The organism is Achromobacter insolitus (genome assembly GCF_002209555.1).
Taxonomy (GTDB): Bacteria; Pseudomonadota; Gammaproteobacteria; order Burkholderiales; family Burkholderiaceae_B; genus Achromobacter; species Achromobacter insolitus.
Genome location: NZ_NJIF01000001.1, coordinates 1187259 through 1212004 on the forward strand (window position 1 = coordinate 1187259; position 24746 = coordinate 1212004).

A 24746-nucleotide genomic window follows, 5' to 3' on the forward strand; every position below is an offset into this window, starting at 1 on the left:
ACGAACAGATTGCCGGCGTAACTGACGTATTGTAACTCTGTCCGATCCCTGGCGCCATTTGGCGTCCGGATCGACCGATACCTCCGTCCCTTATTGAAACCGTGCAAGGGAAACACGGACCGCTCCGCCTCCGGCCGCCTGTGGGGACAGGCGGCCGGAGATGAGGGAGTACGTTTAGAGCCTGAAACAGGCTCTTTGGTTCAATCCGCCTGCTTGCGCAGGAATGCCGGGATGTCGAAGTGATCCATGCCCGAGCTTTCCAGAGCACGCACCTGGGCCGACGCCTGGCTGCGCGGGTTGCGCATGACCGACGGCATATCCAGGTTGCGGTAATCGCCTTGACCGCCAGCCGGCATTCCACCCATGGGCAGGTTGTCGGTGCCGGTACGCAGCACTTCAGCGGTGTTCTGCACCAGTTGCGGACGCGCTTGCGCACGGCCCAGGCCGGTAGCAACCACGGTCACGCGCAGGTTTTCACCCATGGACTCGTCGTAGGCGGTGCCGAAGATCACGGTCGCGTCGTCCGAAGCGTAGCTGCGGATCGTTTCCATGATTTCGCGCGTTTCGCGCATCTTCAGCGAGCGGCTGGCGGTGATGTTGACCAGCACGCCGCGAGCGCCGTTCAGGTCCACGCCTTCCAGCAGCGGGCAAGCAATGGCGTGCTCGGCGGCCACGCGGGCGCGGTCAGCGCCCGAAGCCGACGCCGTGCCCATCATGGCCTGGCCCTGCTCGCCCATGATCGTCTTGACGTCTTCGAAGTCGACGTTGACGTTGCCTTCGACGTTGATGATTTCGGCGATGCCTGCGCAGGCGTTGTGCAGGATGTCGTCGGCGGAACGGAAGCAGTCTTCCTGCGTCGCGTCCTCGTCCATCAGTTCATAGAGGTTCTCGTTGAGCACCACGATGAGCGAATGCACGTGCTTGGCCAGTTCGGAAATACCGTCTTCGGCCATCTTCAGGCGCTTGTTGCCTTCGAAGGAGAAAGGCTTGGTGACCACGCCCACCGTCAGGATGCCCAGTTCCTTCGCGACCTCGGCCACGACCGGACCTGCGCCGGTGCCGGTGCCGCCGCCCATGCCGGCGGTGATGAAGACCATGTGCGCGCCGTTCAGGGCGGCACGGATCTCCTCGCGCGCGGTTTCAGCCGACGCGCGCCCTTGCTCGGGCTTGGCGCCCGCGCCCAGGCCGGTACGGCCCAGACGGATCTGCACCGGGGCGTTGGTCGCCGCCAGTGCCTGCGCATCGGTGTTGGCGCAGATGAAATCCACGCCGTGCACGCCGCTGCGAATCATGTGCGCCACGGCATTGCCGCCCGCACCACCCACACCAACGACCTTGATAACGGTCCCTTTGGTGTTGTTCTCAAGCATCTCAAAGTTCATCATGATGACTCCCTCACAAGTCCGATTTCGCAAATCACAAAAATTCCCCAACAACCTATGTTTTGTGAATCGCCTCAAACTCGTCGCCGGACGGGCCCGCAACGGGTTTGAAGCGCCTCCCCTCTTCTGGCCCGGCCCGCGCTACCACCGCTGACCGCACCAAGGACAGGCCCCAACCTGCCCCTTTACAACTCAGTTCATGAACCATTCCTTCATGCGCGCCAGCAGGCTCTTGAAATTGCCGGTCTGGGCAGCGACCTTGCGGCCGCGCACGCGCTGCATCCGCGCTTCCTGCAACAAGCCCATCACCGTCGAGAAGCGCGGATTGCGCATCACGTCAGCCAGGCTGCCTTCGTATTCGGGTACCGCCACGCGCACCGGCTTGAGGAATACGTCCTCGGCCAGTTCGATCATGCCGGGCAATTGCGCCGAGCCGCCGGTCAGGACCACGCCCGAGGCCAGCAGGTCCTCGTAGCCCGAGTCGCGCACGACCTGCTGCACCAGCGTGAACAGTTCTTCCACGCGCGGTTCGATCACGGCGCCCAGCGCCTGGCGCTTGACTTGCCGCGGACCGCGGTCGCCCAGGCCCGGCACTTCCACGGACTCGTCCGGGCTGGCCAGTACCTGCTTGGCCACGCCGTAGCGCAGCTTGATTTCCTCGGCATCGGGCGTCGGCGTGCGCAGCATTGCCGCGATGTCATTGGTGATCTGGTCGCCGGCGATGGGCAGCACGGCGGTGTGGCGGATGGCGCCGCCGGTGAAGATGGCCACGTCAGTGGTGCCGCCGCCGATATCGACCAGAACGACGCCGAGTTCTTTTTCATCGGCGGTCAGCACGGCCAGGCTGGAGGCCAGAGGCTGCAGGATCAGGTCCTGCACTTCGAGGCCGCAGCGGCGCACGCACTTCACGATGTTCTGGGCAGCGCTGACCGCGCCCGTCACGATGTGCACGCGCACTTCCAGGCGCAGGCCGCTCATGCCGATGGGCTCGCGGATGTCTTCCTGGCCATCGACGATGAACTCTTGCGTCAGCACGTGCAGCACCTGCTGGTCGGTCGGGATGTTCACCGCCTTGGCGGTCTCGATGACGCGGGCAACGTCGGTGGCGGTGACTTCCTTGTCCTTCACGGCGACCATGCCGCTGGAATTGAAGCTGCGGATATGGCTGCCGGCAATGCCGGTATAGACGTCGCGAATCTTGCAATCTGCCATCAGCTCGGCTTCTTCAAGCGCGCGCTGAATGGAATTCACAGTGGTCTCGATATTGACGACCACGCCCTTGCGCATGCCGCGCGATTCGTGCTGGCCGAGGCCCAGCACTTCGAATCGCCCTTCAGGCAAAATTTCAGCCACCACAGCCACCACCTTGCTGGTGCCGATATCGAGGGCGACGATAAGGTCCTTGATGTCACGGGTCATGGCGTTAGCGTTTCTTGGGAGGTTTCGGTGTGGATTTGGATTTGGTTTCCGACGGCGGCAACGGAGCCAGCGCCAGGGCGAAACCATTGGGATAGCGCAGGTCGGCCTGCGTCACGGTGCGCCCTTCCAGGCGTCCGGCAACGGCGGGCCACGCCTGCACAAAGCGTTGAATGCGGGCGGCGAACGGCAAGGCGCCCGGCAGGCCATGCGGATCCGGCGCATCGGCGCCCGGATCGCGGCCCAGGTCCAGCGACATGCCGTTGGACAGCACGACGCGCCACGCGTATCGCGGACTCAGGTCCAGCTGCGTCACGTGCATGTCCAGCGGAGCGAACCAGCGGGCCAGTTCGGCGTAGCGCTGCACCACCAGGGATTCCGTGCCCTCCGGGCCAGAAAACTGCGGCAGCACGGTCTCGTCGTCCACCTCGCCCGTGTTGGCCGTGAACGCCTCGCCCCAGGTGTTGATCATCTGGTTCTCGTTCCACAGCGCCAAGGGCTGCTGCTCTTCGATGCGCACACGCAGCACATTGGGCCAGATCCGCCGCACGGTGGCGTGGCGAACCCACGGCACCGACTCGAAGATCTCGCGCGCTTCGTCCAGGTCCACCGTGAAGAAATTGCCCTTGAAGCGGCCCGCGATCGCCGAGCGCACCGCCCCCGTGGACACGTAGTGCAGCTCGGTGTCCGGCATCGATTCCAGCTCGATGGCCGACAGCGTGAAGAACGGGCGTTGCGCCACCCACACCACGCCCGCGACGAGCATGGCGCAAACCGCCAGCACGGCCAGCGTGTTGGCGATCAGGTTGGTGGTGCGAGCGTCGTTCCACACAGAGTATCCGGGTCAAGCGTTGCGGGCCGGGCTGCGCACTTTGCACGCGGCCTCGGACAATATCGCCACGCACAGATCGGCGTAGCTGATTCCCACGGCCTTGGCGGCCATGGGAACGAGTGAGTGACTGGTCATGCCAGGCGAGGTGTTCATTTCCAGCAACCACGGCCGGTTGTCGCCGTCGAGGATGAAGTCCGCGCGGCCCCAACCCTCGCAGCCCAGGGCGCGATAGGCCTTGACCGCGATCTCGGCAACTTCCGCGGCGACCTCGGGCGGCAGCGTGGCCGGGCAGAAATACTGCGTGTCGTCGGAAAAGTACTTGTGCTCGTAGTCGTAATTGCCGCCAGGGGCCGCGATCTCGATGACGGGCAGCGCGCGCGCAGTCTTGCCTGCGCCCAGCAGCGCCACGGTCAGCTCGCGGCCGGTGATGAATTGCTCGGCCAGCACTTCGGCGTCAAAACGCGCGGCCGCGGCATAGGCTTCCTTCATGTCGGAATAGCCCACCACCTTGGTGATGCCCACCGTCGAACCCTCGTGCGGCGGCTTGATGATGAGCGGCAGGCTCAGGCGATCCGGCACCAGGCGCAGTTCGGTATCCGCGTCCAGCAACTCGAAATCCGGGGTGGGCAGGCCATGCTGCAGCCACACGCGTTTGGTCATGGTCTTGTCCATGGCCAGCGCGGAGGCCAGCGGGCCGCTGCCGGTGTAGGGAATGCCCAGCAGTTCCAGGGCGCCCTGGATCGTCCCGTCTTCGCCATAGCGGCCATGCAGGGCGATGAACACACGGTCGAAATTCTGCTCGGCCAGTTCGGACAGGCTGCGTTCGGCCGTGTCGAACAGGTGCGCGTCCACGCCGGCGCTGAGCAACGCCTGGTGCACGCCGGTGCCTGACATCAAGGACACCTCGCGCTCGGCGGAACGTCCCCCGTACAACACCCCTACCTTGCCGAATTGCGTGCTCATGCCAGTTCTCCTACTTGGGCGGGGACCTTGCTGATCGAACCCGCTCCCATCACTATCACCACGTCGCCATCGCGCACGAAATCCACGATGGCCTGCGGCAGCTCCGCCACATCCTCGACGAACACCGGCTCGACCTTGCCAGCCACGCGCAATGCGCGCGACAGGGCGCGGCCGTCCGCAGCCACCAGCGGCGGTTCGCCCGCGGCGTAGACCTCGGTCAGCAGCACGGCGTCGGCCGTGCCCAGCACGCGCACGAAGTCCTCGAAGCAGTCGCGGGTGCGCGTATAACGGTGCGGCTGGAACGCCAATACGATGCGGCGGTCGGGCCAGGCGCCGCGCGCGGCGGCCAGCGTGGCGGCCATTTCCACCGGGTGATGGCCGTAGTCGTCGATCACCGTGAAGGTGCCGCCGCCATGACTGGCAGGCACGGGAAATTCGCCCGTCTGCGTGAAGCGGCGCCCCACTCCGCGGAACGACGACAGCGCCTCGCAGATGGCCTCGTCAGCCACGCCCAGCTCGGTCGCCACGGCGATCGCGGCCAGCGCGTTGCGCACGTTGTGCAGGCCCGGAAGATTCAGTTCCACCTGCAACGGCGGCAGCAGCGTGTCGCGGTGCGTGCGCTGGACGTTGAAACGCATGCGCGTGCCTTCCGGCTGCACTTCGTAGGCGCGCACTTGCGCCTCTTCATTCAGGCCATAGGTCGTGATGGGCCGCGACACGAAGGGCATGATCTCGCGCACATTGGCGTCGTCCGAGCACAGCACGGCGCTGCCGTAGAACGGCAGGCGCTGCGTGAATTCGATGAACGCGCTCTTCAGGCGCGCCACATCGTGCCCATAGGTGTCCATGTGATCGGCATCGATGTTCGTAACGATGGCCATCACCGGCAACAGGTTCAGGAACGAGGCATCGGATTCGTCCGCCTCGACCACGATGTAATCGCCCTGTCCCAGACGCGCGTTGGCACCCGCGGAATTCAGGCGGCCGCCGATCACGAAGGTCGGATCCAGGTCTCCTGCGGCGAGCACGCTGGCGACCAGGCTGGTCGTGGTCGTCTTGCCGTGCGTGCCGGCGACGGCGATGCCGCGCTTCAGGCGCATCAGCTCGGCCAGCATGATGGCCCGGGGCACCACCGGAATGCGCGCCGCGCGCGCCGCGATCACTTCGGGGTTGTCGCCCGCCACGGCCGTGGACGTGACGATGGCAGCGGCGCCGGTGACGTTGCTGGCCACGTGGCCGATCGCGATCTTCATGCCCAGGCCAGCCAGGCGGCGCGTCACGGCCGACTCGTTCAGGTCGGACCCGCTGATGGTGTAGCCCAGATTGAGCAGCACTTCGGCAATGCCGCTCATGCCCGAGCCGCCGATGCCTACGAAATGGATATGTTGAATTCTATGTTTCATGATGAACGCCCCGCTGCTTGTTCACAGACGTCGGCGATATGAGCCGCGGCTTCGGGACGCGCATGCGCGCGGGCCCGTTCGGCCACGGCTTGAAGTTCTTGTCGGGTGCGCTGGCCCAGCCACTGCGCCAGCCACTCGGGCGTCAGGCCAGTTTGCGGCTGCAGCCAGGCGGCCTGCGCGTCGCTCAGGAAGCGCGCGTTGGCAGTCTGATGGTCATCGATCGCATGCGGGAACGGCACGAACAACGCCGCGACACCCGCAGCGGCCACTTCGGACACCGTCATGGCCCCCGCGCGGCAAATCAGCAGGTCGGCGTCACCCATGGCGCCCGCCATGTCGTCGATGAAGGCGCGGCAATCGGCCGCCACGCCCGCTTGGGCATAGGCCTGCTGCAGCGCGGGCAGATGTTGCTCGCCAGCCTGGTGCACCACCACCGGCCGGCTTTCCTGCGGCAGGCGCGCCAGCGCCTGCGGCAATGTGGTGTTCAGCGCCTGGGCGCCCAGGCTGCCGCCCACCACCAGGACGCGCAACGGACCGCTGCGGCCGGCGTAGCGCGCCGCCGGATCCGGCAATGCGCACAAGTCCGCGCGCACCGGATTGCCCATGGCCTCGCCCTTGGGCAGCACGCCAGGAAAGCCGCTGAGCACGCGGCGGGCCATCCTGGCCAGCCACTTGTTTGCCGTACCCGCCACGGCATTCTGTTCATGCACGACCAGTGGCGTGCCGCGCAGCGCAGCGATGACGCCGCCCGGGAATGCCACATAGCCGCCCATGCCCAGCACCACGTCGGGCCGCACATCGGACAAACGCGACCAGGCTTGTCCGAATGCACGCAGCAACAGGAACGGCAGCTTCAGGAGCGCCGACGCGCCCTTGCCGCGCACGCCCTGAAAGCGCAGCGGAACCAGTTCGATGCCGCGCGGCGGCACCAGCCGGCCTTCCATCTTTTCGGGATTGCCCAGCCATAGCACGCGCCAGCCGCGCTCGCGCAGCACGTCGGCCACGGCCAGGCCCGGCATGATGTGTCCGCCGGTGCCGCCGGCCATGATCAGGATGGTGCGAGAGGCCGTCATACCCGCCCTCCACGCATCATGACGCGGTTTTCCACGTCGACCCGGATCAGCATGGCCAGCGCGCACAGATTCATCACGATGCCCGAACCGCCATAGCTCATGAGAGGCAGGGTCAGGCCCTTGGTAGGCAGCAGGCCCAGGCAGACGCCCATGTTGATGAAGGCCTGCACGCCGAACCACATCGCCACGCCATGCGCGACCAGGCCCGCGAAAGTGCGTTCCATGGCGATGGCCTGGCGGCCGATATCGAAGCCGCGATAGACGATGATGGCAAACAGGGTGATGACCAGCATCACGCCGGCAAAACCCAATTCTTCGCCCACCACCGCCATCAGGAAGTCGGTGTGCGCTTCCGGCAGGTAGTGCAGTTTCTCGACGCTGGCACCCAGGCCCACGCCCAACCACTCGCCACGCCCCAGGGCGATCAGCGAATGCGACAGCTGGTAGGCGCTGCCATAGGCGTTGTCCTCGTTCCAGGGATCCAGGTACGCGAACAGCCGCGCGCGCCGCCACGGCGACAGCCAGATCAGCATCAGGAAGGTACCCACCAGCACGGCCAGCAGACTGCTGAAATACTTGCCGTTGATACCGCCCAGGAACAGGATGCCGATGGCGATCGCCACGATCACCATGAAGGCGCCCAGGTCGGGTTCCAGCAACAGCAGCATGCCGACGCCGGCCAGCGCGAATGCCATGGGCAGGAAGCCGCGGGCGAAAGCCTGCATGTGTTCCTGCTTGCGCACGGTGTAATCGGCGGCGTAGAGCAGCGCGGCCAGCTTCATCAGCTCAGAGGGCTGGAAGTTCAGCGGACCCAGCGGGATCCAGCGATGCGCGCCGTTGACCTCGCGGCCAATGCCGGGGATCAGCACCGCCACCAGCAGCACCATGGCCACCACGAACAGCGGCACCGCCAAACGCTGCCAGACGCGGATCGGCACGGCCAACACCACGGCCGCGCCCACCAGCCCGGCACTGATGAACAGGCCGTGGCGGATCACGAAGTAGTAGCGGCCATACGACGCATAGCGCGGACCGTCGGCCAGCGCGATAGACGCCGAATACACCATCAGCAAGCCGAGCAGCAGCAAGGTCGACGCCGCGATGACCAGCGGCAGATCGAAATTGCGCATGCGGGTACGGCCGGGCCGTACGGCGTTGACGCTGGCGGTGAGATCGGCGATCAGGCTCATGCGATCTCTCCACGGTCGCGGGCCAGGTCTTCGACCTCTTCCACGAATACCTGTCCGCGATGCGGATAGTTGCGGAACATGTCCATGCTGGCGCAGGCGGGCGACAACAGCACGGCATCGCCCGGCTGGGCGATTTCGGCGGCGCCGCGCACCGCGTCGCGCAGCGTTTCAACCGTGATGCACTGTACGCCGGTCGGCGCCAGCACGCGGCCGATCTCCGGGCCGTCCTGGCCGATCAGCATCACGGCTCGCGCATGGCGCGCCACGCCCGGAATCAGCGGCGAGAAATCCTGGCCCTTGCCCAGGCCGCCGGCGATCAGCACCACCTGCTGGCCCAGGCCTTCCAGCGCGGCGACCGTAGCGCCCACGTTGGTGCCCTTGCTGTCATTGATATAGTCGACGCCGCCGATCGTGCGCACGAACGCGGCGCGGTGGGGTTCCCCGGTGTACTCGCGCAGCGCCCTCAGCATGGCGCCCCAGCCCAGGTCCAGGCAGCGCGCCAGTTGCAGCGCGGCCAGGGCATTCAAGGCATTGTGGATGCCGCGGATGCGCAACGCGTCCACCGGCATCAGGCGGCTCATGCGACCCTTGGCGCGGACGGGCTCGGGCGCATCCTTCTTGCGGCGCACCGGCGGCGCGGGCTCATCGAAATCGTTGGGTTCGCAGGCCACCAGCCAAGCCACGCCCTGGCCCAGCTCGAGGCCCATGTCGCCGACCAGTTCCGGCACGTCGCGGCCGAAGCTGCGCACATTCAGCCCGTTCAGCGTTGCGACCATGTCGACGGTGTACGGATCGTCACGGTTGACGATGGCCACGCGGGCCATTTTCAACAGACGCGCCTTGGCCTGTGCGTAGGCCTCCATGCCGCCATGCCAATCCAGATGATCCTGGGTGACGTTCAGCACGACGGCCGCGTCGGCCATCAGCGAACGCGTGGTTTCCAGCTGGAAGCTGGAGAGTTCCAGCACCCAGACCTGCGGCAGCGATTCCGCATCCAGCGCGTCCATCAGCGCGGCCAGCGCCGCAGGACTGATGTTGCCGGCCGCCACGGCCGACAGGCCGCTGGCCTCGACCAGCTGGCGCGTCAAGGCGGTAACGGTGGTCTTGCCGTTGGTGCCGGTCACGGTCAACAGGCGTGGCCGGTACTCGCGCGTTTCGGCCAGGTCGGCCAGCGCGCGCGCAAACAATTCGATTTCGCCGACGATCTCGATGCCACGGGCCTCGGCCTCGCGCAGCAGGTCCGCGGCGGGCGGTTGAGCAGGCGCCAGGCCAGGGCTCAGGACCACTTGGCTTACGCCGTCCAGCAGCGCCGTGTCGAACGACTCGTCACAACCCAGACGGTATTCCACCTCGCTTTGGGCCAACGATTCGCGCAACGCGGCCAATCCGCCCGGCTCGGCGCGCGTGTCGGCCACGCGCAAGCGGGCGCCCTGTCGGGCGCACCAGCGAGCGGCGGCGACACCCGTCTCGCCCAATCCGAGGATCAGGACGAGCGGCGCGTCTGCGCGGGAGGTTTCCATCGTATTCATCGCAACTTCAGGGTAGAGAGGCCAATCAGCACCAGCATCATGCTGATGATCCAGAAACGCACGACCACCTGGGTTTCTTTCCATCCACCCACTTCAAAGTGATGATGCAACGGAGCCATGCGAAAAATGCGTCTACCTGTTCCATAACGTCGCTTCGTGTACTTGAACCAAGTCACTTGCATCATCACGGAAAGGGTCTCGACCACGAACACACCGCCCATGATGAACAGCACGATTTCCTGGCGCACGATGACCGCGATGGTGCCCAGCGCGCCCCCCAGCGCCAACGCGCCGACGTCGCCCATGAAGACCTGGGCCGGATACGCGTTGAACCATAAAAATGCGAGGCCGGCGCCGCCTATCGCAGCACACAGCACCATGAGTTCGGCCGCGCCAGGTATGTAAGGAAAGAGCAGGTACTTGGAATAGTCGACGCGGCCGACCACGTAGGCGAAGATGCCTAGCGCGCTGCCCACCATGACGGTAGGCATGATGGCCAGGCCGTCCAGGCCGTCGGTCAGGTTGACGGCATTGCTGGTGCCGACGATGACCGCCCAGGTCAGCGCCACGAAGCCCAGCACGCCCAGCGGGTAGCTCACGCTCTTGAAGAACGGAACGATCAAGTCCGCGCGCGTCGGCAGGGACATCGTGAAACCGCTGCCCACCCAGGCCTTGAAAAGCGGCCACAGTTCGGTATTGGCCGGCGCCGACACCGCGAACGCCAGATACACCGCGGCCACCATGCCGATGGTGGCCTGCCAGAAGAACTTCTGCCGCGCGGGCATGCCTTCGGGATCGCGATAGACCACCTTGCGGTAGTCATCCATCCAGCCGATCCAGCCGAAGCCGAAGGTCACCAGCAGCACCACCCAGACGAAGCGGTTGGTCCAATCCGCCCACAACAGCGTGCTGATCGCGATGGAAATAAGAATGAGCACGCCGCCCATGGTGGGGGTGCCGGTCTTGACCAGATGGGTTTCCGGGCCGTAGGAGCGCACGGCCTGGCCGATCTTCATTTCGGTCAGTTTGCGAATCACGCGTGGACCGGCCACCAGGCCGATCAGCAGCGCGGTCGCGCATGCCAGAACAGCGCGCAAGGTGATGTATTCGAACACCCCCAGTGCGCGCACATCGTCAGACAGCATGCGGGCGATTTCAAGCAGCATTCTGCTCTCCCTGCCCCTTGGCCGCCGTACCGTCATTCAAAGAAAAAGCCGTCACTACCCGCTCCATGCGCATAAAGCGCGATCCCTTTACCAATACGCAGGACGGGCGCAAGCCGCGCAATGCGGCAACCACTTCGTCTACCGATGCGCAGGCGTGCGCGCCCACACCGAATGCGGCCGCGGCCGCCCGGCTGGCTTCGCCTAGCGTGATGAGCGCGTCGAGCCCTTGCTCACGCGCGTAATTGCCCACCTCGACATGCATGGCGGGGCCGTTGTCCCCGACCTCGCCCATGTCGCCCAGCACCAGGATGCGCATGCCGGCCATGCGGGCCAGCACATCCACGGCCACGCGAACCGAGTCGGGGTTGGCATTGTAAGTGTCATCAATGAGCAACGTTCCGTCACTCATACTCTTGTGCTGCATGCGGCCCGCGACAGGGCTGAACCTGGCCAAGGCTCGCACCGCGCCTTCCAGCGGCGCCCCCGCAGCGATCGCACTGGCGATGGCCGCCAGCGCGTTGCGCAAGTTATGCAGGCCGGGCACGGGCAGCGCCAGGTCGGCCACGCCCACCGGCGTGACCACGCGGCAGCGCGTGGCGTTCACGTCCGCAATGATCTGCTCGGCGTACACGTCCAGACCGGGCTGAAGGCCGAAGCGCAACACGCGGCGAGGCTCGGCCAGCGCATCCCAGATAGACGAATACGGCTCGTCGCCGGGATAGACCGCCACACCATCCTCGGGCAGCGCCGAAATGGCTGCGCCATTTTCGCGCGCGACCGCCTCCACGCTGTGCATGAATTCCTGATGCTCGCGCTGGGCGTTGGTCACCAGCGTCACCGTGGGCGCCGCGATGGCGGCCAGCTGCGCGATCTCGCCGGGATGGTTCATGCCCAGTTCGAACACCGCAGCGCGGTGCTCCGGCCGCAGGCGCAGCAAGGTCAGCGGCACACCGATGTCGTTGTTCAGGTTGCCCGCCGTCGCCAGGCGGTTCCCTTCGCCTTGCCACTCGGCCAGCATGGCCGAGATCATTTCCTTGGTCGTGGTCTTGCCGTTGCTGCCGGTCACCGCCACCACGGGCAGCGCGAACCGCGCGCGCCAGGCGGCGCCGATGCGCATCAGCGCAATGCGGGTGTCGCCCAGCACCAACTGCGGCAGCCTGGCTTCAGGCATGGCATGCGCCACCACGGCCGCGCATGCGCCGCGCGCCTCGGCCTGGTCCAGATAGTTGTGGGCGTCGAAGTTTTCGCCCACCAACGCCACGAACAGTTCGCCTTCGCCGATGCGGCGCGTGTCGGTGGATACGCCCTTGACCTGCGGCAGCAGCAACGCCAGCCGCGCCCATTCGCGGTCATCGAAGGGCAACTTCTCGCCCCCGATGTCCTGATACGTTTCATGTCCCTTGCCGGCCAGCAGCACCACATCATCGGGCGCGGCTGCCCAGATGGTCTGCATGATGGCGCGCGCTCGATCCACCTGCACGTTGGGACGCACGGTCTCGGGAATGCCGGTCAGGATCTGCTCGACGATAGCTTCGGGGGACTCGGTGCGAGGGTTGTCGCTGGACACGACCACGTGATCGGCGAGGTCCGCGGCAATGCGGCCCATCACGGGACGCTTGCCCGGATCGCGCTCGCCGCCGCAACCGAACAGGCAGACCAGGCGGCCGGCACGCGCGGTTGCCACGGCGCGCAACGCGGACAGCGCCCGCGACAACGCATCGGGAGTATGGGCGTAGTCCACGACCACCAGCGGGCCGCGGCCTGCATCGGCCTGGGTGCTTTGCGCCACCGGCTCGACCGTCTGCAAGCGGCCGTCGACCGGATCCGTCGCGGCCAATTCGCGTGCAATCTGTGCAAACGGCAGGCCCAGTTGATACAGCACGCCCGCCACCAGCAGCAGGTTGGACACGTTGTGCGCACCCAGCAAGCGGGTGACGATCTGGGCCTCGCCGTGCGGAGACACCAACGTGAAAATCTGGCCCTGGGCAGTGGCCTGGAGTTCGCGCGCTCGCATGCCGGCGGGAATCTCCGGGTCTTCGCTCAGGCTGTAGCCCATCGCCATGCCGGCGGGAAGATCGGCGATCAGGCGGCGACCCGCCTCGTCGTCGGCGTTGATGACCGCGGCGGTCAGGCCCGGCCAACGGAACAGGCGCGCCTTGGCGGCTTCGTACCGTTCCATCGTGCCGTGATAGTCGAGATGGTCGCGCGTCAGATTGGTGAAGGCCGCCAGCGCAACGCGCACGCCATCCATCCGCCCCTGCTCGATGCCGATGGAGGACGCCTCCATGGCCACGGCCTTGGCGCCCGCGTCGCGCATGGCGGCCAGCGTGCGGTGCACGGTCAGCACGTCGGGGGTCGTCAGGTCACCGCCCAGCGTGCGGCCGTCGGGCAGCACGGCGCCCAAGGTGCCGATCGTGCCGCAAGGCTTGTCATTGCGGCTCAGCGCATGAGCGATCCACTGCACCGACGACGTCTTGCCATTGGTACCCGTCACCGCCACGACCGCGAGCGCTGCCGACGGACGGCCATACCAGGTGTCGGCCAGCTCGCCCAGCAGGGAACGCAGGCCGGTCACCGGCAGCATGGGCGCGTGGTCCGCCACGGCCTGAACGGCTTCGCTCGCGGGAGCTTCAAACAACACAGCGCTCGCGCCCAGCGCCAGCGCCTTCTCTATATAGAGACGTCCGTCGCTGGACAGACCCGGGCAGGCAACGAAAACATCGCCCGGCTCGATATCGCGCGAGTCCAGCTTGAGGTGCGCGGTCAACGACACGCGCGAATGCAACCACGCCACGGTTTCGGCAACCGTGGCGACAGGATTGGAGAGGAAGCCTTTGGCGCTCATCTGCCTGGCTCCTTAAGACCAGCAACAATTGTGGATTCGAAGGGTGCGTCCGGGCGCACTCCCATCAGCCGCAAGCTCCCCCCCACGATCTGGGAGAACACGGGCGCGGCGATAGCGCCGCCGTAGTAGCCGCCAACCGTCGGCTCGTCGATGGACACCGCCACGACGATCTTGGGATCCGACACCGGAGCGAAGCCCACGTACGAGCTCCGATAGCGCTGCATGCTGTACTTGCCGTCGACGATCTTGCGCGCCGTTCCGCTCTTGCCTGCCACGCGGTAGCCCTGCACCTGGGCGGCCTTGGTACCTTCAGGACCGGCGGCGGCTTCCAACATGCCGCGCACCATTTCGGTGGTCCGGGGCGTATAGATCTTGACGCTGGTGGGATCGCTGTCGCGCTTGACCAGCGTCAGCGACACCATGTCGCCATTGCGCGCAAAAACGGTATAGGCGCGCGCCACCTGAAGCAACGACACCGACAGGCCGTAGCCATAGGCCATCGTGGCCTTTTCGATCAGGCGCCAGCGATCCCAGGGGCGCAAGCGCCCGGGCGCAGCGCCGGGAAATCCCACCTGAGGCGCCTGGCCCAGGCCCAATTCCGTGAAGCGGTCCCACATCTCCCGGGATTCCAGCTTCTCGGAAATCATGGTCATGCCGATGTTGCTGGACTTGCGCAGCACGCCCGCCACGTCCAGCGTGCCGTTACGGCTCACGTCGCTGATCGTGCTGCCCTGATACTGAAAGCGGCCATTGCCGGTCTCGAACAGGGTTTTGGTCGTGATGCGGCCCAGGTCCAGCGCCAGCGCGGCGGTGAACGGCTTCATGATCGAGCCGGGCTCGAACGTATCGGTGATGGCCTGGTTGCGCAGCTTGGAACCGTGGAAGGTTTCGCGCTTGTTGGGATCGAAAGTGGGCACGTTGGCCAGGGCCAGGATCTCGCCCGTGTGCACGTCCACGACCACGGCGGTGGCGCCCTTGGCCTGGTGCTTGTCCATGGCGTCTTTCAAGGCCTTGAACACCAGATACTGCAAACGCGTGTCGATGGACAGGCGCAGGTCGCGGCCGTCCACCGGCAGGGTCACGGCCTGCACGTCCTCGATCACGCGGCCCAGCCGGTCCTTGATGACGCGGCGACTGCCCGGGCGGCCGGAAAGCTGCTGGTTGAAGGTGAGTTCGACCCCTTCCTGCCCCTGGTCCTCGACGCTGTTGAAACCCACCACGTGGGCCATCACGTCGCCGTCCGGGTAGTAGCGGCGGGTCTCTGGCTGCTGGTGCACGCCGGGCATGCCCAGTTGCTTGATCTTGTCGGCCACGTCCATGGAGACCTGGCGCTTCAGGTAGACGAAGTTCTTGTCTTCGTCGACGAGACGGTGGCGCAGATCGGCCACAGGCGTCTCCAGCAGCTTCGCCAACGTTTCCAGCTGCGCCGGCGTAGCCTGCTTGGCGTCTTCGGGAATCGCCCAGATGGCGCGCGCCGGCACGCTGGATGCGAGCACGGCGCCATTGCGGTCCATGATCTTGCCGCGCGTGGCGGCCAGCGTCAGCGTGCGCTCGTAGCGCCGCTCACCCTGCTGCTGCAGGAATTCGGTGGACAGGCCCTGCAGGAACAAGGCGCGGCCGGCCAGCACGGTGAATCCGCCGAACAGCAGGATCAGCACCAGGCGCGCGCGCCATGTGGGCAGTTGCCCGCGCAGCACCGGGTTGTCGAAGAAAGGGACGCGTTTCATTGCGCGCCTCCGGAGGTGGAGGCGGAAGGCTGATTCAGATACAGCGTGCGGTCCGGAACGATGGAGATCATCTTCAGGCCGTCACGCGCAATGGCGTCGACCCGCGCATTGCGGGCCAGTTCGGCGCGGTCCAACTGCAAGCGCCGCCAATTGGTTTCGAGGTCGCGCGCCTGCGCCTGATCACGACCCAGCTCGATAAAAAGCTGGCGCGACTGATACCGGCTGGTGACCAGGGAAATGGCCGACAGCATCAGCAAAGCCGCAACGATCAGATTGACGCGACCCATTAGCGGCGCCCTCCCTTGCCGCGGCGCGGCGGCGCAGCCAGATCGCTGCCCGGCAGCGAACCGATCTTCACGAACGCGAAGCCGCCCTCGGGGGGCAGCGGCGTTTCAGTGCGTTCGGCGACACGCAGGACGGCGGAACGGGCGCGCGCGTTGGCCGAGACTTCTTCGTCTTCGGCCAGCACACGCCCGAGCGAACGCAGGACCGGCTGGGGCATTTCGCTTTCCCGCAAAGGCAGGCGCGCATGCGCGGCGGCCGGACGAGCCGCCGCCGCGATGCATTGCTTGACCATGCGGTCTTCAAGCGAATGAAAGCTGATCACCGCCAACCTCCCTCCCGGGGCGAGCAGGTCTAGAGCTGACGCGAGGGTGCGCGCGAGCTCTTCGAGTTCCCGATTGATGTAAATCCGTAAAGCTTGAAAGGTGCGTGTGGCCGGATGTTGCCCCTTTTCGCGCGTGCGGACGGCGCTGGCGACGCACTCGGCAAGTTCGAGCGTGGTGCGCAGCGGCCTTGTTGCGCGGCGAGCAGCAATCGCCTTTGCAACCTGAAAAGCAAACCGTTCTTCGCCATAATCCGCTATGACCTCCCGCATCTCATCCACACTGGCTTGCGCCAGCCAATCCGCCACCGTGGGACCACGAGTGGTGTCCATCCGCATGTCGAGCGGGCCGTCTCGCATGAACGAGAAACCGCGCTCGGCATCATCGATCTGAGGCGAGGAAACGCCCAGATCCAGCATCACGCCATCGACCTTGCCGATGCCGAGTTGCGCCAATTCTTCGGCCATGGTGGCAAAGCCGCCATGGACCACCGTGACCCTCGGGTCCGCTGCCGCCAGTTGCCTGGCTACGGCGATCGCCTCCGGATCCTTGTCGAACACCACCAGCCTCGCGGCCTTGCCCAAACGGCCAAGCAGCTCGCGGCTGTGCCCGCCACGCCCGAAGGTGCCGTCGACGAAAACGCCGCCTTCCGCTCGCGTAGCCGCATCCGGCCCGGCCTGCTGATGCGACCGTGCCGCGCCCTTGCCGCCGAAGTCGGGCAGCAACAGCGCGTCCACCGTCGGCTCCAGCAGAACGGGCCGATGTTCGAATTCCATAACTTTTTCAGAACGAAAACTGATTCAACACATCCGGCATACCCTTGGCCAGGTCCTCAGCCTCGCGGCTGGCCAGGGTAGCGGCGTCCCACAGCTCGAAGTGCGCGCCCAGACCGAGCAGCATCACATCGCGCGTCATACCGGAAGCGTTGCGCAGTTCAGGAGCGATCAAGACCCGGCCGGAGCCGTCCAGTTCCACGTCCTGAGCGTTGCCCAGCAACAGCCGCTGCAACGCGCGCGCCGTCATGGGAAAGGCGGCAATCTGCTCGCGCTTCTTTTCCCACTCCGGCCGCGGGTAGACCAGCAAGCAGCCGTCAGGGTGGCGTGTCAGGGTCAGCCGGCCATCGGCCTGCGACATGAGCGCGTCACGGTGCCGGGTCGGAATCGAGATCCGTCCCTTGGCATCCAGCGTGAGCGCGCTGCTTCCCTGAAACACCACTTTTACCCCACTTAATTGCACAATTTCCTACTATTTCCCACTCTACGGTATGGGATCGGGGCGGTCAAGCGCGTGGTTGCAATTTTTTCAATCACAACAAGGACTTAGATCAATATGTAAAACCGCAAAAAGAAAAACCTCCCAATAAATCAGGAGGTTGCGGCACTATCTAAAAGTCCTTCTTCAGAAGTGGCGGCTAACAATGGCTTTGCATTGTTTTACGGTCGGTCGATTGCTCCGGTTGGCAAGGCTTCCAGCCGAGCCCGCCGCTTTGAGCGATCGAAAAAATGTCCGAGCCGGCCAGCGCGGCGCCAGATTCCAGCTGGAACCTCGCCCGCGTTGAGAATGAGTTGCAAGACGGGTCTATAGGCCGGATTCTGTACACCAGGTTTCCCTGGCGGACGATCATTCCTCTGGACGACTCATTGCTGAGCCGCTCTAGCCACCTACCCGCATGCTTGGACGGGCCGCCCTTCGCGGTCCGAAGACCGCACGCATGCCTATTTGATGTTGCTCCGGATAGAGGTTGCCGCGTTTCACCCTGCGATGCCGCCGCCCGTTGCCGGACGGCGCGATACGGAGATGGCCGTATCTGTGCGCGCGACGCGCGCCCGCCCCGCAGACTCGTCTCTGTGGCCCTATTCCTCAACCGCGCCCGAGGACGCGGCCGGACGGCCGTTAGCCGTTACCCTGCCCTGTGGAGTCCGGACCTTCCTCGATGGATGTGCATCCACCGCGATCGCCCGACCCGCCTTGCGGTCCGTATTCTATTACACGCGGCGACTCTGTCCCCGAAGCGCGCTGGCGCAAGCGGCCCAAACGGCGTTCCGGGGTTCCTGCGACAATACGCCTTGATTCGCTCAGACGCCGTAGAAATTACTCACCACATGGCCCTTGCTACCCTCATCACCCTTACCAACATCCAGCTGGCCTATGGCCACCATCCACTGCTGGATCACGCCGATTTCGCCATCCAGGCCGGCGAGCGCATCGGACTTATCGGCCGCAATGGCGCTGGCAAGTCCTCGCTGCTGAGGCTGCTGGATGGCAGGACCCAACCCGACGATGGCGATATCGCCCGCAGCTCGGGGCTGCGCGTGGCCACGGTCGAACAGGAACCCGAGCTCGACGAGAACGCCACGGTCTTCGATGTCGTCTGCAACGTCGAGGGCGACCACGAAGACTGGCAGCGTCCGTCGCGCGTGCGATCGGTGCTCGAAAAGCTCGGCCTTCCCGCCGACGTGCAAATCGCCGGTCTGTCCGGCGGCACACGCAAGCGGGTCGCCCTGGCGCGCGCCTTGGTCGACGAACCCGATCTGCTGCTGCTGGACGAACCCACCAACCACCTGGACTTCGAGGGCATCGCCTGGCTGGAAGACATGCTGCGCGCCTGGAAAGGCGCCGCGGTCATCATCACCCACGACCGCCGCTTTCTGGACGCCGTCGCCACTCGCATCGTCGAGCTCGACCGCGGCCGCCTGCTGAGCTTCCCCGGCAACTTCTCGCAATGGCAGGAACGCAAGGCGCAATGGCTCGAATCCGAGCGCTTGGAGCAAGCCCGCTTCGACAAGCTGCTTGCGCAGGAAGAAGTCTGGATCCGCAAGGGAGTGGAAGCGCGCCGCACCCGCAATGAAGGACGCGTGCGGCGTCTGGAACGACTTCGCGTCGAGCGCGCCGAGCGTCGTGAACGGGTTGGCGACGTGTCGCTCGCGCTGGCGGAAGGCCAACGCTCTGGCAAGCTGGTTGCCGAACTCGATCACGTGCACAAGGCCTTCGGAGACAAGATCGTGGTGGACGACTACTCCACCACCATCCTCCGTGGCGACCGCATTGGCATCATCGGCCCCAACGGCGCCGGCAAGACCACCCTGCTCAAGCTGATCCTGGGCGAAATGCAGCCTGACAGCGGCACGACTCGGCTGGGCACCAACGTCGCAGTTGCCTATTTCGACCAGATGCGCGCGCAGCTGGATGAAAACGCCACGCTCGTCGACATCATCAGCCCGGGCAGCGAATGGGTCGAAATCGGCGGCGCCCGCAAGCACGTCATGAGCTACCTGGGCGACTTCCTTTTTTCGCCCGCCCGCGCGGGCTCTCCGGTGCGCAGCCTGTCCGGCGGCGAGCGCGCCCGCCTGTTGCTGGCGCGCCTGTTTGCCCGCCCCGCCAACGTGCTGGTGCTGGACGAACCCACCAATGATCTCGACATCGAAACGCTCGAGCTGCTGGAAGAGTTGTTGCAGGAGTACTCGGGCACGGTGCTGCTGGTCAGCCACGACCGCGCCTTCCTGAACAACGTGGTCACGCAAACCATCGCCTACGAGGGCGACGGTCGCTGGCGCGACTATGTGGGCGGCTACGACGAATGGGTTGCCCAGCGGCCCGCCCCGGCAGTATCCACCGAAGCCGCCGCTCCGGCAGCCCGGCCCGCCGACGATGCCGCCGCGCGCGCCAAGGCCGCACGGCCCAAGCCGGCCAAGTCCGCCAAGATGAATTCCTGGGAACTGCGCGAACTGGAAGGCTTGCCGGACGCCATCGCTGCTCTCGAAGCACAACAGGCCGAGCTAGCCGGCAAGCTGGCGGACGGCAGCCTGTATCGCGATGCCCCCGCCGAGGTAGAACGCATCAACAGCGAGCTCGCCAAGCTGGAAAGCGAGCTCGAAGAACGCTTCGCCCGCTGGGAACTGCTGGAAGCGCGCCGCGAAGGCACGCTGTAATCAGGGTGTCTCTATATACATATAGAGGCACATGAAAAAAGCCCTCGGAATCGAGGGCTTTTTCTTGCCGCGGTTGACCCGCCCGATTTCAGGCCGCTCAGGCGCGCGCGCGCCAAGCCAGCGCCTCACCCGCGGCCAGCGGCACCAGCGTCGTGCCGCCAAACGGCACTTCTTCAGGCACCTGATAGGCCTCGCGCGCCAGCGTCAGCGTACCCGTGTTGCGAGGCAGCCCGTAGAAATCCGGGCCATGGAAACTGGCGAAACCTTCCAGTTTGTCCAACTTGCCGACCGCATCGAAAGCAGTCGCGTACAGCTCCATGGCGTGCAACGCCGTGTAGCAACCGGCGCAGCCGCAGGCATGTTCCTTCAAACCGCGCGCATGCGGCGCGCTATCGGTGCCCAGGAAAAAGCGCGGGCTGCCACTGGTCGCCGCCTCGACCAGCGCGAGCCGGTGCGTCTCGCGCTTGAGGACGGGCAGACAGTAGAAGTGCGGCCGCACGCCGCCCTGGAAAATCGCATTGCGGTTGTACAGCAAATGTTGCGGCGTGATCGTGGCGGCGATGGGGCCCTCGGCATCCCGCACATATTCCGCGCCGTCTTTCGTCGTGATGTGCTCGAACACCACCTTCAAGGCGGGGAAAGCGCGACGCAGGGGCTTCATTACGCGCTCGACAAAGATCGCTTCGCGGTCAAACAGGTCGATCGACGGATCCGTCACTTCGCCATGCACCAGCAAGGGCATGCCGCACTTCTCCAACGCCTCCAGCGCCTTCGTGCACTTGCCCAGCAGATCGGTCACGCCAGCGTCCGAGTTGGTCGTGGCGCCCGCGGGATAAAGCTTCACGGCGTAGACCTGGCCGGATTCGTGAGCGCGAAAGATCTCTTCCGACGACGTATTGTCGGTCAGGTACAGCGTCATCAACGGCGTGAAGGCATCGACGTTCCCGCCCGCTTTCTTCAAGGCTTCCAGAATGCGGCCGCGATAGGCCAGCGCCTGCTCGGTAGTCGTCACCGGCGGTTTCAGGTTGGGCATGATGATGGCGCGCGCGAATTGGCGAGCGGTATCCGCCACCACGGCCTCCAGCGCAGCGCCGTCGCGCAGATGCAGATGCCAGTCGTCCGGCCGGGTGATGGTGAGCTGAGTCGTATTTTGAGTAGACATGAAAGGCTTCTTAATCTGCCAGCGGCATGCCCCGCTCGGCCAGCGCGCTGAACATCGCGCTGCCCAAGGGGATGACCGCATCGTTGAAATCGAAATGCGAGTTGTGCAGCACGCAGCCGGAATCCGCTCCGCCCTGACCCAGCCGGAAGTATGCACCGGGCTTGCTCTGCAACATGAAAGAAAAATCTTCGGAGCCCATCGACGGCGTCAGATCACGCACGACGTTTTCCTTGCCGATCATCTCGGTGGCAATGTCGGCCACCAGGTTGGCGTGCTGCGGCGTGTTCAGCGTCGCAGGATAAATCCGTTCATAGGTGACCTCGGCCGTGCCGCCGAAGGCACCCGCGATCGCGGACACCAGCTCGCGCATGCGGGTCTCGACCATCTCCTGGACAGACTTGCGGAATGTGCGCACCGTGCCCACCATCCTGGCTTCGCGCGGAATCACACTCATCGCGCCAGGATGGCCGGCCTGCAGGGATCCGATGGACACCACAGCGGAATCCAGCGGATTCACGTTGCGCGACACGATGGTCTGCAGTGCGGTGATGATCTGCCCCGCGATGGTGACGGGATCGATGGTCTGATAAGGATGAGCGCCATGACCGCCGCGTCCCGTGATCAGGATCTCGAAGCGGTCCGCAGCGGCCATCATCGGCCCGGGATTGATCCCTATCGTGCCCGGCTTCAGGCCAGGCCAGTTGTGCAACGCATAGATGGCGTCACAAGGGAAGGTATCGAACAGTCCGTCCTCCAGCATCGCGCGCGCGCCGCCGCGCCCCTCTTCGGCGGGCTGGAAAATCAGCACTGCGGTGCCGTCGAAATTACGTGTCTGCGACAGATACTTCGCGGCGCCGATCAGCACCGCCGTGTGGCCGTCATGGCCGCAACCGTGCATCAGACCGGGCTTGGTCGACTTGTGCGCGAAGTCATTGTCCTCCGTCATGGGCAAGGCATCCATGTCGGCACGCAGCCCTATCATGCGCCCGCTGTCGCAACGCTTGCCGCGTATGACGCCCACCACGCCGGTCTTGCCGATGCCGCGATGCACCTCGATTCCCAGCGCTTCCAGCGCGCCGGCAACGATACCGGAGGTCCTGACTTCCTCGAAGCCCAATTCGGGATGCGCGTGCAAATCGCGCCGCAGCGCCGTCAATTCGTCATGAAAGAGTCGAATTGATTCCAAAGGAGATCGTGCGTACATAGGAGGTTACAGAATGACGATATAGAGGGGACAGTCTGTGCATTTTAGTTGCTACAGAGGATAAATGCCTTTGTCTTTACGGGAGAGACACGTTATGCTCCGGCCGCAGGACAATTTTTCCAACAGCCAGAGAAGGAGCGCCGCATTATGGCCACAACCTCCAAACCCGCGACCGCGCGCAAGCCGAACGCTGCATTCATGAAGCCCCTGACCCCCAGCGCCGAACTGGCTGCTGTCATCGGCTCGGAAGCCGTGCCGCGTACCGAGGTCACCAAAAAGATCTGGGAATACATCAAGAAGCACAACCTGCAAGATGCCAGCAACAAGCGCAACATCAACGCCGATGCCAAGCTGCGCCCGATCTTCGGCAAAGATCAGGTCACGATGTTCGAATTGACCAAGCTGGTCAACGCGCATCTGAAGTAAGCAGGCAAAGGGCGTACCCCGTACGTCCCTGCCTTCATATCGTCGCGACGCCCTGGTTCATCCCTGGGCGAGCTCGCCTCCCCAGCGCAGCCCTACTTATCGCGACAGCCTTGCCGCCCTCTCACCGGCATGGTTGAATCTCCCACATCAGCCTTCCCCGAAAGCCAAGCCTGGCGCGCCTCTGCAAGCAATCGGCATAGTTCGAAGCTGCATCGCATGCCGGCCACGCTCGCTTGTGTGGGCGTGCTTGCGCGCCTATCAACGCTGCACATGTATGCATGCCCCGATGCCTGAATTAGCGTGTGACCCGCACGCATGCGTGCACGCTGGAACGGGGGCATCTTCTTCGCATCCCGCCCCTCTCTCCTCGCCATCATGTACGCCGTTGCCATCTCGCCTAAGCGTGCTCATCCATGTCGCCGCACATGCAGACAGGGCCAGGCCCAGAATGCAAAAAGCCGGCATATGCCGGCCTTTTGTCATTGCGCACGCACTCAGGCGTAGCTTGTCGGCGCAGTGCCTTCCAGCAATGCCAGCCAGCCCTTGATCAGACGATACAGCACCCAGATCACGGTGGCGGCCAGTCCGATCCAGCCGATGAAGATGAGCGTCGCAATGGCGCTGATGGCCAGCCACAGCAGGGCCCACCAGAAGGTCCGCAGCAACCAGTCGAAATGAGCGGCGTAGACGGTGCCTGCGGCGTCCGAGCGCTTGAGATACATCAGCACAACGGCCGCCAACGTGGCGATGCCCAGGAATCCACTCGTCAAGAAGCCCAGGGCGTACAAGCCATAGGCCACGTGTGTCAGCGTGCGCAGGTCTAACGTCGTTCCGGGCACGGGGGTCTGGGGATCACTCACGATAACGCTCCAACGAATTGACTCGGTCAATCTTACCGCACAAAGCTACCCCGCCCACGGCCGTTGTTATTTGGGCACATTCAATGCTGGCGCGGCTTGCAGCCTGATTGGCGGTCTCATGCATCTGCAGAAATCCTCAAGGCCGGAGCTGCGCCCGTCCGCCTCCAAGCCGCACATGCCTCCAAGAGGCTGTCCCTTGAAGTGCCTCGCACCGCATGCCAATGCATACGACGCCCGCTCCGGTGCACGGCTTCTGTTTCCGAGTAGCACCGCTTCGAGAACTGGGGAGCTGCAATAGAAAAGACCCCGCAGCGCAAGCTGCGGGGTCTCTGGAATCAAAGCCTGACAATGACCTACTTTCACGGACGTCCGTCCACTATCATCGGCGCAAAGGCGTTTCACTGTCCTGTTCGGGATGGGAAGGAGTGGGACCACCTTGCTATGGTCGTCAGGCGTAACTGCTTGAGTCCCTGCCCTGTGTCGGCAGGTGCTCCAATCCTGGAATACGGCATTGAGGCTGATGACTGCACCCGGAGTGTTCTCGACAGGCGCCAGCCATAAGGCTCTCACAAAGACAAAACCCCACAGGGGTTACCTGTGGGGTTCTGCGGAATAAAAGCTTGACGATGACCTACTTTCACAGACGTCCGTCCACTATCATCGGCGCAAAGTCGTTTCACTGTCCTGTTCGGGATGGGAAGGAGTGGGACCAACTCGCTATGGTCGTCAAGCGTAACTGGTTGAGCAGCTGCGGGTAAACGCAACCGCTCCAATCTTGGAAGAAACACAACGCGTGGTGATCAGAGTCAGACTCGATGATCACGCACGGTGGGGTGTAATTGGTGTTGGCTGGCTGCCGACGGTGCAGCCAGATTTTGTATTGAACGACACTTGGTACGCTATATCACCAGGTCAATAACCATCAGTGTTATAGGATCAAGCCTCACGGGCAATTAGTATCGGTTAGCTTAACGCATTACTGCGCTTCCACACCCGACCTATCAACGTCCTGGTCTCGAACGACCCTTCAGGGG

19 protein-coding genes, 3 rRNA genes and 1 other RNA gene are annotated in these 24746 nt (G+C 64.7%); 2 read left to right on the forward strand and 21 right to left on the reverse strand.

Translation table 11 applies throughout. The features are described 5' to 3' along the window. Window positions 1-200: 200 nt before the first annotated feature. The 15 genes from ftsZ to rnpB all read right to left on the reverse strand — a co-directional run bounded on the left by ftsZ (window position 201) and on the right by rnpB (window position 18101). The gene (gene ftsZ, locus CEY08_RS05355; protein ID WP_063642288.1) at window positions 201-1385 is read right to left on the reverse strand and encodes a cell division protein FtsZ; all 1185 of its coding nucleotides are present in this window, start codon (window positions 1383-1385) and stop codon (window positions 201-203) included. 189 nt (window positions 1386-1574) lie between these two features. Beyond that, the gene (ftsA, locus tag CEY08_RS05360; protein ID WP_006217473.1) at window positions 1575-2801 is read right to left on the reverse strand and encodes a cell division protein FtsA; all 1227 of its coding nucleotides are present in this window, start codon (window positions 2799-2801) and stop codon (window positions 1575-1577) included. Between the two features lie 4 nt (window positions 2802-2805). Next, entirely contained in the window at window positions 2806-3630 is an 825-nt protein-coding gene (locus CEY08_RS05365) for a cell division protein FtsQ/DivIB (RefSeq protein ID WP_042796418.1), read from the reverse strand. A gap of 12 nt (window positions 3631-3642) precedes the next feature. Then, window positions 3643-4593 carry a D-alanine--D-alanine ligase gene (locus CEY08_RS05370; RefSeq protein ID WP_042796417.1) on the reverse strand — a complete coding sequence of 317 codons (951 nt, stop codon included), beginning with the start codon at window positions 4591-4593 and terminating at the stop codon, window positions 3643-3645. Beyond that, window positions 4590-5996, reverse strand: a complete 1407-nt coding sequence (murC, locus tag CEY08_RS05375) for a UDP-N-acetylmuramate--L-alanine ligase (protein WP_063961754.1) — start codon at window positions 5994-5996, stop codon at window positions 4590-4592. The genes CEY08_RS05370 and murC overlap by 4 nt, the downstream gene beginning before the upstream one ends. After that, window positions 5993-7069 (reverse strand): undecaprenyldiphospho-muramoylpentapeptide beta-N-acetylglucosaminyltransferase, encoded by a 1077-nt coding sequence (murG, locus tag CEY08_RS05380; protein WP_076816280.1) that lies wholly within the window; start codon window positions 7067-7069, stop codon window positions 5993-5995. The genes murC and murG overlap by 4 nt, the downstream gene beginning before the upstream one ends. After that, window positions 7066-8259, reverse strand: a complete 1194-nt coding sequence (ftsW, locus tag CEY08_RS05385; RefSeq protein WP_042796415.1) for a putative lipid II flippase FtsW — start codon at window positions 8257-8259, stop codon at window positions 7066-7068. The genes murG and ftsW overlap by 4 nt, the downstream gene beginning before the upstream one ends. Then, window positions 8256-9788, reverse strand: a complete 1533-nt coding sequence (gene murD, locus CEY08_RS05390; RefSeq protein ID WP_063642292.1) for a UDP-N-acetylmuramoyl-L-alanine--D-glutamate ligase — start codon at window positions 9786-9788, stop codon at window positions 8256-8258. The genes ftsW and murD overlap by 4 nt, the downstream gene beginning before the upstream one ends. Next, the gene (mraY, locus tag CEY08_RS05395; RefSeq protein WP_042796413.1) at window positions 9785-10954 is read right to left on the reverse strand and encodes a phospho-N-acetylmuramoyl-pentapeptide-transferase; all 1170 of its coding nucleotides are present in this window, start codon (window positions 10952-10954) and stop codon (window positions 9785-9787) included. Before mraY ends, murD begins: the two co-directional genes overlap by 4 nt. Then, window positions 10944-13799, reverse strand: coding sequence for a bifunctional UDP-N-acetylmuramoyl-L-alanyl-D-glutamate--2,6-diaminopimelate ligase MurE/UDP-N-acetylmuramoyl-tripeptide--D-alanyl-D-alanine ligase MurF (gene murF / locus CEY08_RS05400; protein ID WP_076816283.1), 2856 nt, complete (start codon window positions 13797-13799; stop codon window positions 10944-10946). The genes mraY and murF overlap by 11 nt, the downstream gene beginning before the upstream one ends. Beyond that, entirely contained in the window at window positions 13796-15526 is a 1731-nt protein-coding gene (locus tag CEY08_RS05405) for a peptidoglycan D,D-transpeptidase FtsI family protein (protein ID WP_063642294.1), read from the reverse strand. The genes murF and CEY08_RS05405 overlap by 4 nt, the downstream gene beginning before the upstream one ends. Continuing rightward, complete coding sequence (gene ftsL / locus CEY08_RS05410) at window positions 15523-15813, reverse strand: cell division protein FtsL (protein WP_042796411.1); 291 nt, start codon at window positions 15811-15813, stop codon at window positions 15523-15525. The genes CEY08_RS05405 and ftsL overlap by 4 nt, the downstream gene beginning before the upstream one ends. Continuing rightward, window positions 15813-16907: a 16S rRNA (cytosine(1402)-N(4))-methyltransferase RsmH gene (rsmH, locus tag CEY08_RS05415; protein ID WP_042796410.1), complete on the reverse strand. Its 1095-nt coding sequence runs from the start codon at window positions 16905-16907 to the stop codon at window positions 15813-15815. The genes ftsL and rsmH overlap by 1 nt, the downstream gene beginning before the upstream one ends. A gap of 7 nt (window positions 16908-16914) precedes the next feature. Then, window positions 16915-17343 carry a division/cell wall cluster transcriptional repressor MraZ gene (gene mraZ / locus CEY08_RS05420; RefSeq protein ID WP_006226256.1) on the reverse strand — a complete coding sequence of 143 codons (429 nt, stop codon included), beginning with the start codon at window positions 17341-17343 and terminating at the stop codon, window positions 16915-16917. Between the two features lie 353 nt (window positions 17344-17696). Further along, an RNA gene (gene rnpB, locus CEY08_RS05425) (RNase P RNA component class A) lies at window positions 17697-18101 on the reverse strand. Between the two features lie 132 nt (window positions 18102-18233). On the opposite strand from rnpB, the gene CEY08_RS05430 reads away from it, so the two are divergent. Next, window positions 18234-20060, forward strand: a complete 1827-nt coding sequence (locus tag CEY08_RS05430; RefSeq protein ID WP_076816285.1) for an ATP-binding cassette domain-containing protein — start codon at window positions 18234-18236, stop codon at window positions 20058-20060. A 97-nt stretch (window positions 20061-20157) separates the two neighbouring features. On the opposite strand, the gene pyrC is transcribed toward CEY08_RS05430, so the two are convergent. Then, a complete protein-coding gene (gene pyrC / locus CEY08_RS05435) occupies window positions 20158-21222 on the reverse strand; it encodes a dihydroorotase (RefSeq protein ID WP_076816288.1) in 1065 nt (354 codons plus the stop codon). Window positions 21223-21232: 10 nt separating this feature from the next. Further along, window positions 21233-22426, reverse strand: coding sequence for a M20 aminoacylase family protein (locus CEY08_RS05440; protein ID WP_042796407.1), 1194 nt, complete (start codon window positions 22424-22426; stop codon window positions 21233-21235). 147 nt (window positions 22427-22573) lie between these two features. Between CEY08_RS05440 and CEY08_RS05445 the strand changes: the two genes are divergently transcribed. Next, complete coding sequence (locus CEY08_RS05445) at window positions 22574-22852, forward strand: SWIB/MDM2 domain-containing protein (protein ID WP_006217453.1); 279 nt, start codon at window positions 22574-22576, stop codon at window positions 22850-22852. Window positions 22853-23346: 494 nt separating this feature from the next. Here the strand turns inward: CEY08_RS05445 and CEY08_RS05450 are convergent, their stop codons facing one another. From CEY08_RS05450 to CEY08_RS05465, 4 genes are all read right to left on the reverse strand, one after another. Beyond that, window positions 23347-23712, reverse strand: coding sequence for a DUF4870 family protein (locus CEY08_RS05450; protein WP_042796405.1), 366 nt, complete (start codon window positions 23710-23712; stop codon window positions 23347-23349). Window positions 23713-24052: 340 nt separating this feature from the next. After that, a 5S ribosomal RNA gene (gene rrf, locus CEY08_RS05455) occupies window positions 24053-24165 on the reverse strand. Window positions 24166-24330: 165 nt separating this feature from the next. After that, window positions 24331-24443 (reverse strand): 5S ribosomal RNA (gene rrf, locus CEY08_RS05460). 201 nt (window positions 24444-24644) lie between these two features. Beyond that, window positions 24645-24746, reverse strand: a 23S ribosomal RNA gene (locus CEY08_RS05465); the annotation flags it as partial.